General features: G+C 69.6%; 12 protein-coding genes and 1 riboswitch. Of the genes, 1 reads left to right on the plus strand and 11 read right to left on the minus strand.

Going from position 1 to position 13,292, the window contains the following annotated elements; all coding sequences use genetic code 11:
- Positions 1 to 115: 115 nt before the first annotated feature.
- The 11 genes from PXH83_RS11135 to PXH83_RS11185 form a co-directional block, all read right to left on the minus strand.
- A complete protein-coding gene (locus tag PXH83_RS11135) occupies positions 116 to 1,057 on the minus strand; it encodes a Ppx/GppA phosphatase family protein (protein WP_274559359.1) in 942 nt (313 codons plus the stop codon).
- The gene (locus PXH83_RS11140; protein WP_274559362.1) at positions 1,054 to 1,599 is read right to left on the minus strand and encodes a DUF501 domain-containing protein; all 546 of its coding nucleotides are present in this window, start codon (positions 1,597 to 1,599) and stop codon (positions 1,054 to 1,056) included. Before PXH83_RS11140 ends, PXH83_RS11135 begins: the two co-directional genes overlap by 4 nt.
- A 76-nt stretch (positions 1,600 to 1,675) precedes the next feature.
- Positions 1,676 to 2,155 carry an FtsB family cell division protein gene (locus PXH83_RS11145; protein WP_214919649.1) on the minus strand — a complete coding sequence of 160 codons (480 nt, stop codon included), beginning with the start codon at positions 2,153 to 2,155 and terminating at the stop codon, positions 1,676 to 1,678.
- A 114-nt stretch (positions 2,156 to 2,269) separates the two neighbouring features.
- Positions 2,270 to 3,556 (minus strand): phosphopyruvate hydratase, encoded by a 1,287-nt coding sequence (gene eno, locus PXH83_RS11150; protein ID WP_214919648.1) that lies wholly within the window; start codon positions 3,554 to 3,556, stop codon positions 2,270 to 2,272.
- A gap of 246 nt (positions 3,557 to 3,802) precedes the next feature.
- On the minus strand, positions 3,803 to 4,465 hold the full coding sequence (locus tag PXH83_RS11155) for a transglycosylase family protein (RefSeq protein ID WP_274559365.1): 663 nt from the start codon (positions 4,463 to 4,465) through the stop codon (positions 3,803 to 3,805).
- A 3-nt stretch (positions 4,466 to 4,468) separates the two neighbouring features.
- Positions 4,469 to 4,619, minus strand: a riboswitch (cyclic di-AMP (ydaO/yuaA leader).
- 328 nt (positions 4,620 to 4,947) lie between these two features.
- Complete coding sequence (locus tag PXH83_RS11160) at positions 4,948 to 5,913, minus strand: transglycosylase family protein (RefSeq protein ID WP_274559366.1); 966 nt, start codon at positions 5,911 to 5,913, stop codon at positions 4,948 to 4,950.
- A 113-nt stretch (positions 5,914 to 6,026) separates the two neighbouring features.
- Entirely contained in the window at positions 6,027 to 7,280 is a 1,254-nt protein-coding gene (locus PXH83_RS11165) for a cytochrome P450 family protein (protein ID WP_274559368.1), read from the minus strand.
- A gap of 116 nt (positions 7,281 to 7,396) precedes the next feature.
- Positions 7,397 to 8,386 (minus strand): nucleoside triphosphate pyrophosphohydrolase, encoded by a 990-nt coding sequence (locus PXH83_RS11170; RefSeq protein ID WP_274559370.1) that lies wholly within the window; start codon positions 8,384 to 8,386, stop codon positions 7,397 to 7,399.
- Positions 8,387 to 8,420: 34 nt separating this feature from the next.
- Positions 8,421 to 9,068 carry a SurA N-terminal domain-containing protein gene (locus PXH83_RS11175; RefSeq protein WP_274559372.1) on the minus strand — a complete coding sequence of 216 codons (648 nt, stop codon included), beginning with the start codon at positions 9,066 to 9,068 and terminating at the stop codon, positions 8,421 to 8,423.
- Positions 9,069 to 9,139: 71 nt separating this feature from the next.
- Positions 9,140 to 9,589: a GtrA family protein gene (locus tag PXH83_RS11180; protein WP_274559374.1), complete on the minus strand. Its 450-nt coding sequence runs from the start codon at positions 9,587 to 9,589 to the stop codon at positions 9,140 to 9,142.
- Positions 9,586 to 10,557 (minus strand): glycosyltransferase family 2 protein, encoded by a 972-nt coding sequence (locus tag PXH83_RS11185; RefSeq protein WP_274559376.1) that lies wholly within the window; start codon positions 10,555 to 10,557, stop codon positions 9,586 to 9,588. Before PXH83_RS11185 ends, PXH83_RS11180 begins: the two co-directional genes overlap by 4 nt.
- A gap of 211 nt (positions 10,558 to 10,768) precedes the next feature.
- Between PXH83_RS11185 and PXH83_RS11190 the strand changes: the two genes are divergently transcribed.
- The gene (locus PXH83_RS11190; RefSeq protein WP_274559378.1) at positions 10,769 to 13,270 is read left to right on the plus strand and encodes a YfhO family protein; all 2,502 of its coding nucleotides are present in this window, start codon (positions 10,769 to 10,771) and stop codon (positions 13,268 to 13,270) included.
- Positions 13,271 to 13,292: the final 22 nt, after the last annotated feature.

A 13,292-nucleotide genomic window follows, 5' to 3' on the forward strand; every position in this document is an offset into this window, starting at 1 on the left:
AATGGGACCGCAGGACGCGAGTTGGGCCCCCGACCGCCCCGCAGGGGGCAGATCGGGGGCCCAGAGACCCCAATTCCTTGTGAAGAACTTCACGAAGTTCGTCGGCGGGTGCCTCTCAGGCGATGGACCAGCCGATTCCATCAAGAATGTCGTGCTCGCTGACGACGACCTCCGAGGCCCCGGTCCGCTCCATGATCTCCAGCAGTACGAGCGCTCCCGCCGCGATGACATCCACCCGGCCGGGGTGCATGACGGGGATCGCGGTCCGCTCCGCGTGCGTCGAGATGAGCAGCTCGCCGGTGATCCGCTTGACCGACTCGTACGTGACGCGCGAGTGGTGGATCAGCGCCGAGTCGTACGCGTGGAGCCCCAGCGCGATGGCGCCCACGGTCGTCACCGAACCCGCGAGCCCGACCAGGGTGTGCGCCTCGCGGAGCGGCACCGTCTCCTCCGCGAGGTCGAGGGCGGCGCGGATGTCGGCTCGTATGGCCGTGATCTGGCCGAGGGTGGGCGGGTCGGAGACGACGCCGTCGCGCATGAGGTGGCGCTCGGTCATCCGTACGCAGCCGATGTCGACGGAGCGGGCGGCCCGTACGTGGTCGTCGCCCACGACGAACTCCGTGGAGCCGCCGCCGATGTCGACCACCAGGTAGGGCCTGGGCAGGTCGGCGCGTCCCGCGAGCTCCTTGGTGGCGCCGGTGAAGGAGAACTCGGCCTCCTGGTCACCGGTGATCACCTCGGGCTCGACGCCGAGGATGTCGACGACGCCGCGGACGAATTCCTCGCGGTTCTCGGCGTCGCGCGATGCGGAGGTCGCCACGAAGCGGATCTTCTCGGCGCCGTGCGCCTTGATGACATCGGCGTACTGGCGACAGGCGGCGAAGGTACGCTCCAGCGCCTCCGGGGCGAGGCGGCCGGTGCGGTCGACGTCCTGGCCGAGGCGCACGATCTCCATGCGCCGGTCGAGATCGACGATCTCGCCCGTCCCGGGGTCGGCGTCGGCGACGAGCAGCCGGATGGAGTTCGTACCGCAGTCGATGGCGGCAACACGGGTCACTTGTCTTCCTCCTGGCCGGTCTTGTCGGCGCACGGCGTCACGCACGGGCCCTTCGCCCACCACTCGGGCAGCAGCGCGAGCGCTTCGTCGCCGAACGGGTTCACCCCCGGCCCGGCCGCCAGCGAGTGGCCGACCAGGACGTGCAGGCACTTCACGCGGTCCGGCATGCCGCCCGCGCTCGGGAAGCCCTGGAGCACCTCGATCGCGTCGCGGCGCTGGATGTAGTCCTCGTGGGCCGCGCGGTAGGCGGCGGCCAGCTCCGGGTCGTCGGCGAGCCGGTCCTGCATCTCCTTCATCAGTCCTGAGCCCTCAAGGGTGCCGATGGCGCCGGCCGCGCGGGGGCAGGTGAGGTAGTACAGCGTCGGGAACGGCGTGCCGTCCTCCAGACGCGGGGCCGTCTCGACCACGTCCGGCTGTCCGCACGGGCAGCGGTGCGCGATGGCGCGCAGGCCGCGCGGCGGGCGGCCCAGCTGCAGCTTGAACGCGGCGATGTCCACCTCGGTGGGCTCGGTGCGCGGGGTGGTCGGGGGTGCGGCGTCCATGCGTGCGTTCGTGCCTTCGTGTTGTGTTGGCTTGCTGATTACCACGTGCTGATTACTGCTTGCTGCTTGCTGATCACTACTGCTGGTCCGGGCGGTCGGCGTTGTCGACGCCGTCCCAGAGGTTGGAGTACCAGGGCCGGTCCGCGGCGCCCTGGTCGTCGCGGCGCTTGTCGCGCGCGTCCGGGTCGAAGACCGTGAAGCCCGTCTCGCCGGGGCGTACGAGATGGAGGTGCTCACGGGCCAGGCGCTCGATGTACGCGTCGTCCTTGAGCCGGGCCTTCTCGTCGCGCAGCTGCTCGACCCGGGCGCCGGCTTCCTGCATCTTCCGCTGCTCGTCGGCGATCTCACCGCGCTGCGACACGTACTGCCGCATTGGATAGGCGAGCGCCACGATGAGCGAGCAGAGCACCAGGACGAGCAGCGCCGCCCGGCCGGTGAGCCGGGAGCGGCGGGCCTGACGGCGGGTCTGGGACCGGTAGACGCGGGCGGCGGTCTGCTCACCGAGCAGCCTCAGCCTGGTCGCAGTGGAGAACCGGTCCCGGTTCTTCGCGGCCATGTCTCCCGCCTCCCCTTATACGCGCGTACGTCCCCGCACACGGTACGGGACCGTGGGCGGGGACGTAGGGAGGCTGGGGCCTTCAGCCCTTGCTGTGCTTAACCCTTGCCGCGCTTATCCCTTGAAGCGGGGGAACGCGCTGCGGCCCGCGTACACCGCCGCGTCGTCGAGGATCTCCTCGATGCGCAGCAGCTGGTTGTACTTGGCGACGCGCTCGGAGCGGGCCGGGGCGCCGGTCTTGATCTGGCCGCAGTTGGTGGCGACGGCGAGGTCGGCGATGGTGACGTCCTCGGTCTCACCGGAGCGGTGCGACATCATGCACTTGAAGCCGTTGCGCTGGGCCAGCTCGACGGCGTCCAGGGTCTCGGTCAGCGAACCGATCTGGTTGACCTTGACGAGCAGCGAGTTGGCGGCGCCTTCCTCGATACCGCGGGCCAGGCGCTCCGGGTTGGTGACGAAGAGGTCGTCGCCGACGATCTGGACCTTGGTGCCCAGCTTGTCGGTGAGGACCTTCCAGCCGGCCCAGTCGTCCTCGAAGAGCGGGTCCTCGATGGAGACGAGCGGGTACGCCGCCACGAGCTCCTCGTAGTACTCCGTCATCTCGGCGGCCGAGCGGGACTTGCCCTCGAACTCGTACGCGCCGTCCTTGTAGAACTCGGACGCGGCGACGTCGAGCGCGAGCGCGATCTGCTCGCCCGGGATGTAACCGGCCTGCTGGATGGCCTCGAGGATGAGGTCGAGCGCGGCGCGGTTGGAGTCCAGGTTCGGGGCGAAGCCGCCCTCGTCGCCGAGGCCGGTGGACAGGCCCTTGGTCTTCAGGACGGACTTGAGGGTGTGGTAGACCTCCGTGCCCCAGCGCAGGGCCTCGGAGAACGACTCGGCGCCGATCGGCGCGATCATGAACTCCTGGATGTCGACGTTGGAGTCGGCGTGCGACCCACCGTTGAGGATGTTCATCATCGGAACGGGCAGCAGGTGCGCGTTCGGGCCGCCGAGGTAGCGGAAGAGCGGCAGGTCGGACGCCTCGGAGGCGGCGTGCGCGACGGCAAGCGAGACGCCGAGGATGGCGTTGGCGCCGAGGGAGGCCTTGTTCTCGGTGGCGTCCAGGTCGAACATCGCCTGGTCGATCAGGCGCTGCTCGGTGGCGTCGTAACCGACGAGCTCCGGGCCGATCTGCTCGATGACGGCGAGGACGGCCTTCTCGACACCCTTGCCCTGATAGCGGTCGGGGTCACCGTCGCGAAGCTCAATGGCCTCGAACGCTCCGGTGGAGGCACCGGACGGAACAGCAGCACGACCGGTGCTGCCGTCGTCGAGGCCGACCTCGACCTCGACCGTGGGGTTGCCTCGGGAGTCCAGGATTTCCCGGGCTACGACGACGTCGATGGACGGCACGAGCATCTCCTTCTGGGATGTGACGCTTGGGTGCAGGGTCGCTTTGGCCTTGCGGCAAGAGCCTATCCGGCCCGGGCGCATCGGCCAGCCGATGGCCCGCCCCGTGGGACGAGAAGGCGCCCGAATACCCCCAGGACGGTACGAAACTCCTGGCCGGAAGTCGCGACGTACTGGGCAGTAACGACAAAACCCCGGCCCGGCGCGTACGGGGGAAGACACGCCGGGCCGGGGAGCTTTGTGGGGTCGTCAGGCTCAGCCGAGGTGCAGCTGCTGGCCCGGGAAGATCACGTCGGCGTCGCTGATGATGTCCTTGTTCAGCTCGAAGATCTTCTTCCAGCCGCCCTCGACGTCCTCCGCCTCGGCGATCTTGCCGAGGGTGTCGCCGGACTTCACCTTGTACTCGCCGTCGCCCTTCTTCACCGCCTTGCGGCCCTCGCCGCGGGAGGCCGCCTGGGCGTCGCCGGAGCTGCGCTCGGCCTTGGGCTCGGCCTTCGGCTGGGCCGCCTCGGGCTGGGCCTGCTCGGCGGAGCCACTGTCGTACGCGGCGCCGGACAGGCCCACGCCGCAGTTCGGCCACGCGCCCTTGCCCTGGCCGGCCAGGACCTTCTCGGCTATCTCGATCTGCTGCGCCTTGGAGGCCTGGTCGGCGGTGCCGGCGTACGCGGTGCCGCCGTACGCGGCCCAGGTGGACGCCGAGAACTGCAGGCCACCGTGGTAGCCGTTGCCGGTGTTGATGGACCAGTTGCCGCCGGACTCGCACTGCGCGACCTTGTCCCACTCCCCGGCGCTGGCGGCCGAGGCGGACGTGGCACCCATCAGCGGGGCGGCGACGGCGACACCGGTGATACCGGCGAACGCGGCGAACCGGACGGCCTTGGACGGGCGACGGTGCTTGGCCTTGCTGGAAAACAGCATGCGACATCTCCTCACCGACGCCTACGAGGTGAGCTGTCGGGTTCGGGCCATGTGAGTTGCCCGGCCGCGCGACCTGGTGCGATCTGTCGCGCGGCTTCACCCCAAGCCGGTTCCGGTGCGTCCTTCGACGTTCGCCTTTCGGCGTTCGCCCTTCGACGGCCGGGCCCGGCACTTACCTGGTTCCCCCGCTCCTGCCTACGGCGCTTTACGCGTCAGCTACTCCCCCGACCGACGGCAGGATTCGGCGTGACGGTCGACGGGGCCCGCGGTGGCGAGCGATCCGACCGTAAACACATGACTCCCCGATGTTCAAAGACGCACATCGAGGAGAAATCGCCCCTACTTGCCTTCGCATAACCGGCATTCACGCAGGTCAGAGGCGAAACGGGTGGAGCGTCCGGACCGACCGCGCCAGTTGAGGCAAAGAGACCCTTGTCTCACTGGCTCCAATTCGGACATAGCAGCCCGAACTGCCCCTGTTTTCAGCTCAGATCAAGGCGCTGGCCAGGAAGGATGAGGTCCGCGTCGGACCCGATGGCCTTCTCGTTGGCCTCGTAGAGCGCGGGCCAGCCGCCGGGGACGTCGTGCGCGTCGGCGATGGCCCAGAGGTTGTCACCGGTTCGCACGGTGTACTCACCGCCATCCGCATTGCGTGCCTTGTCCGCACTGCCCGCGTTCGCCGCATCGCGTGACGATCCGTCACCTCGGGAGGCGTGGCGGCCCGATTCATGCTTGTTGCCCGAATCGCCTGCTGCGGCGTCGGTGCGGTTCTCCTCGCGGGCTTCCTCGCCGCGGTGCTTGCCCGAGGGGGCGCTCTTCTCGGGGGCGGGCGGAGTGGTCTCGTCCGCGGGGGTGGCGTCGGGGGCCTTGGCGGGCTCGGAGGCGTCCGACCCGGCAGGCTCCTCACTCACGTCGGCCTTGTCGGCCTCGTCGGCCTTCTTTGTCCTGTCGGCCTCGGAGTCGGAGCCCACGATGTCCTCAAGGGGCTCGGACCGTTCCGAAGTGTCCGGGCTATCCGGAGCCTCCGACGGCGTCGGCTCGGCGGGCGTGCCGACGCCCGGCGGGGTGTCGTCACCCTCCACCAGGCCGGAGATCGTCGCGCAGCTGGGCCACGCCTTCGGCCCCTGGTCGGCCAGGACCTTCTCCGCTATCTGGATCTGCTGGGAGCGGCTGGCGAGGTCGGCGCGCGGCGCGTACGCCGTACCGCCGTTGCTCTCCCAGGCCTCCTGCGAGAACTGCAGTCCGCCGTAGTAGCCGTTGCCGAGGTCGGCACTCCACATGCCTCCGCTCTCGCACTCGGCGACCCGGTCCCAGGTCGTGGCCTCGGCAGCGTTCGCGCCGGTCGCGCCGAGGAGCGGGATGGCGATGGCCGATCCGGCGACGCCTGCCGCGACGACGAGAGCTGGGGCCTGACGCGGGCGTCGGTGTCGACCGTTCCCGGAGCGCATGCGGTTGCCTTTCGAGTGACGGCTGAGGTTGACGGTGAACGTAGCCGTACTCGAACGCTTGTCACAAGTCGATGCAGCAGAGATCACGTGAAGGTCTCATACTTGACGTACCGTCAAATTTTTCCGGCGTCGAACTCCACAGGAAGCGTGCGCAGTCCGCGCATAATGAGGCCCCCACGCCACCGCAAATCGTCATGTTCCACCGCAAGTCGCAGATCGGGAAGGCGTCGAAGCAGCGTCGCGATCGCCGCCTGCCCTTCCAGCCGGGCCAACGGTGCACCGAGGCAGTAATGGATGCCGTGCCCGTACCCCAGGTGCGGGTTGTCGCGGCGCGAGAGGTCGAGCATGTCCGGATCGCGGAAGCGCTCGGGGTCCCGGTCGGCGGCGGCGAGCACGACGAGTACGGGGTCGCCGGCCGCGATGTCCTGGCCGCCGAGGGTCAACGGCTCGGTGGCGTACCGCCATGTCGCGAGCTCCACCGGCCCGTCGTAGCGCAGGAGTTCCTCGACTCCGGTGGCGAGCAGCTGCGTATCCCCCTCGGCGAGTGCGCGCTGGAGCCGCTCGCGCTGCTCCGGGTTGCGCAGGAGCGCGTACACACCATTTCCGATCAGATTGACCGTCGTCTCGAAGCCGGCGAAGAGCAGGATGAAGGCCATCGCGGCGGCTTCGTTCTCGGTGAGGTGCTCGCCGTGGTCGCTGGCGCGGATGAGGCCCGAGATGAGGTCGTCGCCCGGTTCTTCCCTTTTGCGGTGGATGAGTTCGGCGAGGTAGTTGCGCATCTTTTTCACCGAACGGGCAACGCCACCGCGCGGACCGCCTCCATGCCGAATCATCATCCCGGCCCAGTCGCGGAAGTCGTCCTGGTCCTCGCGCGGTACGCCGAGAAGGTCGCAAATGGCATAGATGGGGAGCGGGAAGGCGAACTCGTGGATGAGGTCGGCGCTCCCCTTCTGCGCGAAGCCGTCGATCAGCTGGTCTGTCAGCTCTTGCACGCGCGGTGCGAACTCGGCGACCGTGCGTGGCGTGAAGGCCTTCGACACCAGCCGCCGCAGCCGGGTGTGGTCGGGCGGGTCGATGTTCAGCAGATGCGTCATGAGCTCGGCCTTGCGCTCACCCGGAATGCCGGTCCTGCGCTTGGCGTGCGCGGACCCGGCGTGGTGCGCCGGATCCTTGGAAAGCCGCTGGTCGGCCAGCGCCTGCCGGGCATCCCCGTACCGCGTCACCAGCCATGCGTCGACCCCGCTGGGCAGTGTGGTCCGGTGCACGGGCGAGTGCTCGCGCAGCCAGGCGTACGCGGGGTAGGGGTCGGTGGCGAACTCCCAGGTGAAGAGCGCGGGAGTGGGGCCGGAGGCGTGCTGGTCGGGCATGCGTCGACACTAGCTGCGGGCGGTGCCGGGTGCGCTGGGCCGTCCCCTGCGCTCCCGTTCCAGCTGTGACATTTTGCGGCTGCCGCCGCGTGAGGGGCTCCGCGCCGGACCCGCGCCTACCGCCGCCCCGCCGCCTCCGTTGCGCGGATCGCGTCGCGGTATGTCCTGCCCGCTGCTCGCAGTGCCGCCTCCGGGTCTACACCGGCCGCCTCTGCCCGTACCGCCAGGGCCAGCAGTTCGTAGCCGATGCCTTCGCCCGTCGGGAGTGGGACTTCCAGGCCTGCCGTTCGTACGCGGGAGGCCAGTTTTGCCGCCAGGGCCAGGCCCGGCTGGCCCAGGGGGACGCCGTCGGTCAGTGAGTCGCGCTGCTTTTCGGCCGCCTTCGTGCGGAGCCAGTGCTCCTTGACCTCCTCTGGCGTCTCGGCCTTCTCGTCGCCGAAGACGTGCGGGTGGCGGTGGATCAGCTTCTCGACGATCGTGCCTGCGACGTCGTCGATCGAGAACGGCTCGTCCTCGTCCTCCTGCGCGATGCGCGCGTGGAAGACGACTTGGAGGAGTACGTCGCCGAGCTCCTCGCGGAGTTCGTCGCGGTCGCCGTCCTCGATGGCCTCGACGAGTTCGTACGCCTCCTCGATGCCGTACTTCGCGAGGCCCTTGTGGGTCTGCTGCGACGACCACGGGCATTCGAGGCGGATGCGGTCCATGACCTGGATCAGGTCGAGCAGGCGCGCGCCCGGCAGGTCGTACGAGCCGGGGAGCAGCTCCAGGTCGGGCATCTGGACGCGACCGGACCCGGCCAGCCTGGCGAGGCCGTCGGTCAGGGCCTTGTCGCCCTCGCCCGAGGGGATGACGACGACGGTGCGGTCGCCCTCGCACGCGTCGAGCAGCTCCTGCGCGGTCGGGGCCGCGTGCTCGACGGTGATGCCCGCCTCGCGCAGGTACGGCAGCTGCGGGTGGCCCGCGTCGGCGCACAGCACCTGGTCGGCGGCCCGCAGCGTCTGCCAGGCGGGCCAGGACAGCAGGCCGGGCGCGACGCGGTGGCTGGCGGTGAGGAGGACGATGCGGCCGGGGTCGGCGGGTGCGGGTGCGGAGGCTTCGCTGGTCACCTCTCGAACGTACCTCGCCCCTGTGACAACGCCGCTACACGCCCTCGGGGGCGGCCGCCTCCTTGGTGACCTGCGTGATCCACGGGGCCTTGTAGTCGCCGAGCTGCATCTTCTCGTCGTCCCAGGTGCCGTAGCGCGGGTTCACGTCGATGCGCAGTGCCTTCGACGCCGCGATGAACGCCTCGTTCACCTTCTTCTGGCCGGCGGGGGTGTTCGTCGCGCCGATCGCCGCCGCGAGCTTGCCGACCAGGACGTCCCTGCGGATGGCGTTGTCGATCTGGTCCGGGGCGACGCCGCGCTGCTGGAGATACATCGCGGCGAGCTGCTCCTCGCCGCCCGCCTGCCGCACCGCGTCCGCCTTCGCGGTCTGGATCTCCTTGCGGCTCACGCTCACACCGGCATCGTCGGCGGCCCGCTGCACGATCCGGTCGACGATCAGGTCGTAGAGCTTGGCGCGGCCGAGCTGCCCGGTCGAGCCGACCAGCTGGGCGGCCTGCGGGGAGGACTGCTGGGCCTGGCGTACGTCCTTGACCTGGTCCTGGAGCGCAGCCACCTCGATACGACCGCCGCCCACGACGGCCGCCGCTCCTGGATGCGCCTCATTGCCGCAGGCCGCGAGGAACGGTGCCGCGACGAGGAGCGCGGCGGAGACGGAGAGCGCGGTGCGACGGCGGCGGTGCAAAGGGTGCCTCCCGGCGGTGATCGTGCGGCATAGCAACGAAAGTGCGACGAACGACCTTGCGGTGATCGATGTTAGGCAGTCGGAGTGGTCCGGGCCACTGATTCGCCCAACGATTCGTTCGCGTTCGGGGATGCGCTGTCCCCGGAGTCCCTGGAGGGACCGCCGAGCATGATCGTGCGGGAGACCACGAAAGTGATCGGGATCGCGGCGGACGCGGCGATCAGGGGGGCGTACGTGCTGGTGAAGTGCAGGACGTCCACCAGGAGGTAGACGCCGCTCGTGGTGATCACGAAGTTGGCGGCGTTGGTGAGCGGGAAGAGCAGGAACTTCCGCCAGGTGGGGCGCGTGTTGTAGGTGAAGCGGCAGTTGAGGAAGAAGGAGCCGGTCATGCTGACGGCGAAGGCCACGACGTGCGCGGCGACATACGGCAGCCAGGGCAGGAGCAGCAGGTAGCAGGCGTAGTACGTGCCGGTGTTCACCACGCCCACGAGGGCGAACCTGACCAGCTGACGGCGGATCATCGGCGGACGAGCTCCCTGCCCTGCGGCTGCTGGGTCGCGACGGCCGCTGTCTCCACATTCGTCGCCTGAACCAGGAAGTGCGGGCGCCTTTTCACCTCGTAATAGATGCGGCCGACGTATTCGCCCACAACACCGATCATCATCATCTGCACGCCGGCGAGTGCCGTGAGGGCGACGAGCAGCGTCACATATCCCGGGGTTTCCACTCCGTTCACGACGGCGTCACCGACAATCCACGCCGAATACGCCATCGCGACGGCGAGAAGCAGCAGGCCGAGATAGAGCGCGGCCCGCAGTGGCTTGTCATTGAACGAGAGAAGTCCGTCGAGCCCGTAGTTGAGCAGCTTCGAGAAGCTCCATTTCGAGCCGCCCTCCTCGCGGACGGCATTCTCGTACTCGAAGGTGACCTTGGAGAATCCGACCCAGGCGAACAGGCCTTTGGAGAAGCGGTTGTACTCGGTGAGTTCGAGTACGGCGTCGACGCCGCGGCGCGACAGCATGCGGAAGTCGCCGACGCCGTCGACGAGCTCGACGTCGACCAGACGGTTGATGAGCCGGTAGTACGCACGGGCGGCAAGCGTACGCGTGACCCTGTCGCCCTTCCTGGTGCGGCGGGCAATGACCTGGTCGAAGCCCTGCTCGTGCAGCGCCACCATGCGGTGGACCAGCTCCGGCGGGTGCTGGAGGTCGGCGTCCATGATGACGACGGCGTCGCCGGACGCGTTGCGCAGGCCTGCCAGCATCGCCGCCTCCTTGCCGAAGTTCCGGCTGAAGGAGACATAGCGCGTACGCGGATCCGATTCCGCGATCTCCTGGAGGATCGCGAGCGTACGGTCGCTGCTTCCGTCGTCGACATAGACGAGTTCGACGGGGTGGCCGAGGCTGCCGAGCTCCTCGGTCACGCGCTGGTGGAAGCGGCCGATGATCTCCTCTTCGTTGAAGCACGGCACAACAATTGAGATGAGCACGGCTCTCCCCGGTGGGCACTCGGTTGAGGCAGGCGGTCAGCGAAGAACAGCCCCCGGATATGGCGGAGGTCGACGCTCCACATGACGCTGGGGCATCCAATAAGTGAACTCGCCAGATTATGACCGCTTTTAGCCGGAGCCGGTGTCATTGACATCTCTTTTGCCTTCACATGCTGGCTTATTCGGTATGACACACAGTAGAACGATCATTATGTCGACTACGGATTCGGTCAGAGGCCGCGCCATGGCGCTCTCCGCGCTGATCACCGCCGTTTCCGTGTGCGCGGGGGACGCCCTCGCCCGTAGCCACCCCTTCGGCCCGCGCACCCGCAGCGTGAACGACCTCGGCAACCAGTTCGTGCCGTACCACGCCCGTCTGTGGGACCTGCTGCACGGGCGGGCGGACGGCGGGGCGCTGGTCAACTGGCAGTCCGGGTACGGCACGAGCTTCCTGCCCGACATCGGCACATACGTCAGCAGTCCCTTCGCGCTGCTCGTCGGACTCTTCCCGCGCGACGAGATCGACCTCGCCGTGTACGTCGTCACGGTGCTCAAGATGGCCGCGGCCGCCGCCGCCATGACGCTCCTGCTGCTCGCCCTGCGCGAAGGCGGCAGCCGGTGGTGGGCAGCGGCGGTGCTCGGGTCCTCGTACGCACTGTGCGGGTGGGCGGTCACGGAGGCCGTCTACAACCCGATGTGGATGGACGGCCTGATCGCCTTCCCGCTGCTGTGCCTGGTGGGCGAGTGGGCGCGTACGGGCAGCCGTCGCGTCCTTGGTCCGGTGGTCGTGGCCGTCGCGTGGACCGCGAACTTCTACACGGCGTACATGGCCACCCTCGGGGCCGGTCTCGTCCTGCTGCTCCGGTTGCTGACCGAAGAGCCTGTCGTACGGGCACGGGTTCGGGCCATGCTGCGTGCCGCCCTCACCACGTTGCTCGGCATCGGTCTCGCGGCCCCCGTCCTGGCCGTTGTCTTCCTCGGGGCGAAGCACGCCTACCCCGGCTGGACGAAGGATTTCGCGCCCGCCGGGTGGAGTGATGTGTTCGCCCGCGCCCTCCCGGCGACGTACAGCTTCTTCACGCCTGCCGTCTTCCTCGGCACCGGCGCACTGCTGCTCGCCTGCACGCTGCCGTTCAACCGGGCGGCACGGCGGCGCGAGCGGGTCGGCTGGACCCTGCTGGCCGTCGCCGTCGCGGTGTCGATGCAGTGGGGGCCGACGCACCTGGTGTGGCACGTCTTCGCGACGCCCAACGGCAGCCCCTACCGGCAGACGTTCGTCCTCAGCGGGATCCTGGTGATCGCTGCCTGGCTGTCGGTCTCGTACGGCTGGCCCGGGCGGCGCGCGCTGCTCGGCGGGACGGGCGTGGTCGCGCTCATGGCCCTGGGCGCGGTGACAAGCCCCCGGATCACCGCCTGGACGTACCCGCTCTTCGCGGCCGGGGTGGCGGCGGCGGTGGGCGGGGTGGTGCTGGCCCGGCGGGGCCGGGTGCTCGGGGTGGCCGCCGCACTGCTGCTGATCTGCGCGCAGGTCGGGCAGGCCGCCGTCACCACCGCTCACGCCGACCGGCAGCGCCTCAACAGGCTCGACGACTACGCGCCGTGGGGAGCACGGCAGGAGGCCCAGGCGGACGCGGTGGCGGAAGCGGACGGGTGGCCGGCCTTCCGTACCGAACCGGGGCGTGAACAGACCACGGCCAACGACCCGCTGACCGTCGGCGGCCAGGGCGCGTCGTACTACAGCAGCCACACCCCTGACGTCCTCACCCGCACGCTCGCCGCGCTCGGCACCGGCTGGACGTCCAACGGCCGGTCCGTACAGAGCATCGACAATCCTGTGACGGACGCCCTGTTCTCCGTCGGCGCACGCGTGCACATGCCGCGCGATCGGCACCAGCGCTGGGCGCGGCCCGACGACCGCAAGGTGACGGTGACGCGGGCCGCCGTGCCGCAGCTGGTCACTGTGCGCCCACCCGGTACGGAGCCGCGCTTCGGCGTCTCGCCCTTCCGTAACCAGGAGAAACTGCTGGGCACGTCCGTCTATACGCTCCCGGCCACCGCACTGCGGTCGTCCGGGACGCTGACCGCCACCTGTCCGGCCGGCAGTGAAGTCTTCCTCTGGGCACCCGATTTCTTCGGTACAGCGCGCCTCCAAGGCGGCGGTACAGAGGCCGACATACGCGGCGGGCTCCCCGCGCGGCGTGCGGCCGTGCAGCCGCTGGGCACCGTACCGGCCGACGGCCGCGTATCGATCACCCTCAAGGGAGGGCCGGCCAAGGGGCTCCCCCGCCAGAGCGTCGGCTGCCTGGACCGGGACCGGCTGGCCGACGCCGTGGACGGCCTCAGGGCGGGCGGCGCGACCGCTGTGCATGTCACGGACAGCGGCGTACGGGCGGTCGTCCCGCCGGGCGCGAAGGGAACGGCTGTCTTCGCCATGCCCCGCATCGCGGGCTGGAGCTGCGCCACCGACGGCGGAAAGGCCCGGCCCGCCGGCTCCTACCTGGGCCTGGTCGCCGTCCCCCTGGAGGGTGACGGCCGGGCCGTCACCCTTGCGTGTGAATTCAGCCCGCCGGGCCTGCGCATCGGCGTGCTCGTGGGCGGTCTTTCGCTGCTCGTGCTCCTGGCGGTGGCCGCCGTTCCACGGTTTCAGGACCGCCGCAGGAGCGCCATGAAGACTTCACCCCAGGACCATCGGCCCGTGGCCCACGCGGCATGAGCCCAGGCATACGGTCGGGCAC

Source organism: Streptomyces spiramyceticus (genome assembly GCF_028807635.1).
In the GTDB taxonomy this organism is placed as follows: Bacteria; Actinomycetota; Actinomycetes; order Streptomycetales; family Streptomycetaceae; genus Streptomyces; species Streptomyces spiramyceticus.

Excerpts from the sequence above, each read along its gene's own strand:
- PXH83_RS11155 (WP_274559365.1), bottom strand. The coding sequence starts at position 4,465 with ATGCTGTTTTCCAGCAAGGCCAAGCACCGTCGCCCGTCCAAGGCCGTC.
- PXH83_RS11160 (WP_274559366.1), bottom strand. The coding sequence starts at position 5,913 with ATGCGCTCCGGGAACGGTCGACACCGACGCCCGCGTCAGGCCCCAGCT.
- PXH83_RS11190 (WP_274559378.1), top strand. The coding sequence starts at position 10,769 with ATGTCGACTACGGATTCGGTCAGAGGCCGCGCCATGGCGCTCTCCGCG.
- PXH83_RS11145 (WP_214919649.1), bottom strand. The coding sequence starts at position 2,155 with ATGGCCGCGAAGAACCGGGACCGGTTCTCCACTGCGACCAGGCTGAGG.
- PXH83_RS11180 (WP_274559374.1), bottom strand. The coding sequence starts at position 9,589 with ATGATCCGCCGTCAGCTGGTCAGGTTCGCCCTCGTGGGCGTGGTGAAC.
- PXH83_RS11165 (WP_274559368.1), bottom strand. The coding sequence starts at position 7,280 with ATGCCCGACCAGCACGCCTCCGGCCCCACTCCCGCGCTCTTCACCTGG.
- eno (WP_214919648.1), bottom strand. The coding sequence starts at position 3,556 with ATGCTCGTGCCGTCCATCGACGTCGTCGTAGCCCGGGAAATCCTGGAC.
- PXH83_RS11140 (WP_274559362.1), bottom strand. The coding sequence starts at position 1,599 with ATGGACGCCGCACCCCCGACCACCCCGCGCACCGAGCCCACCGAGGTG.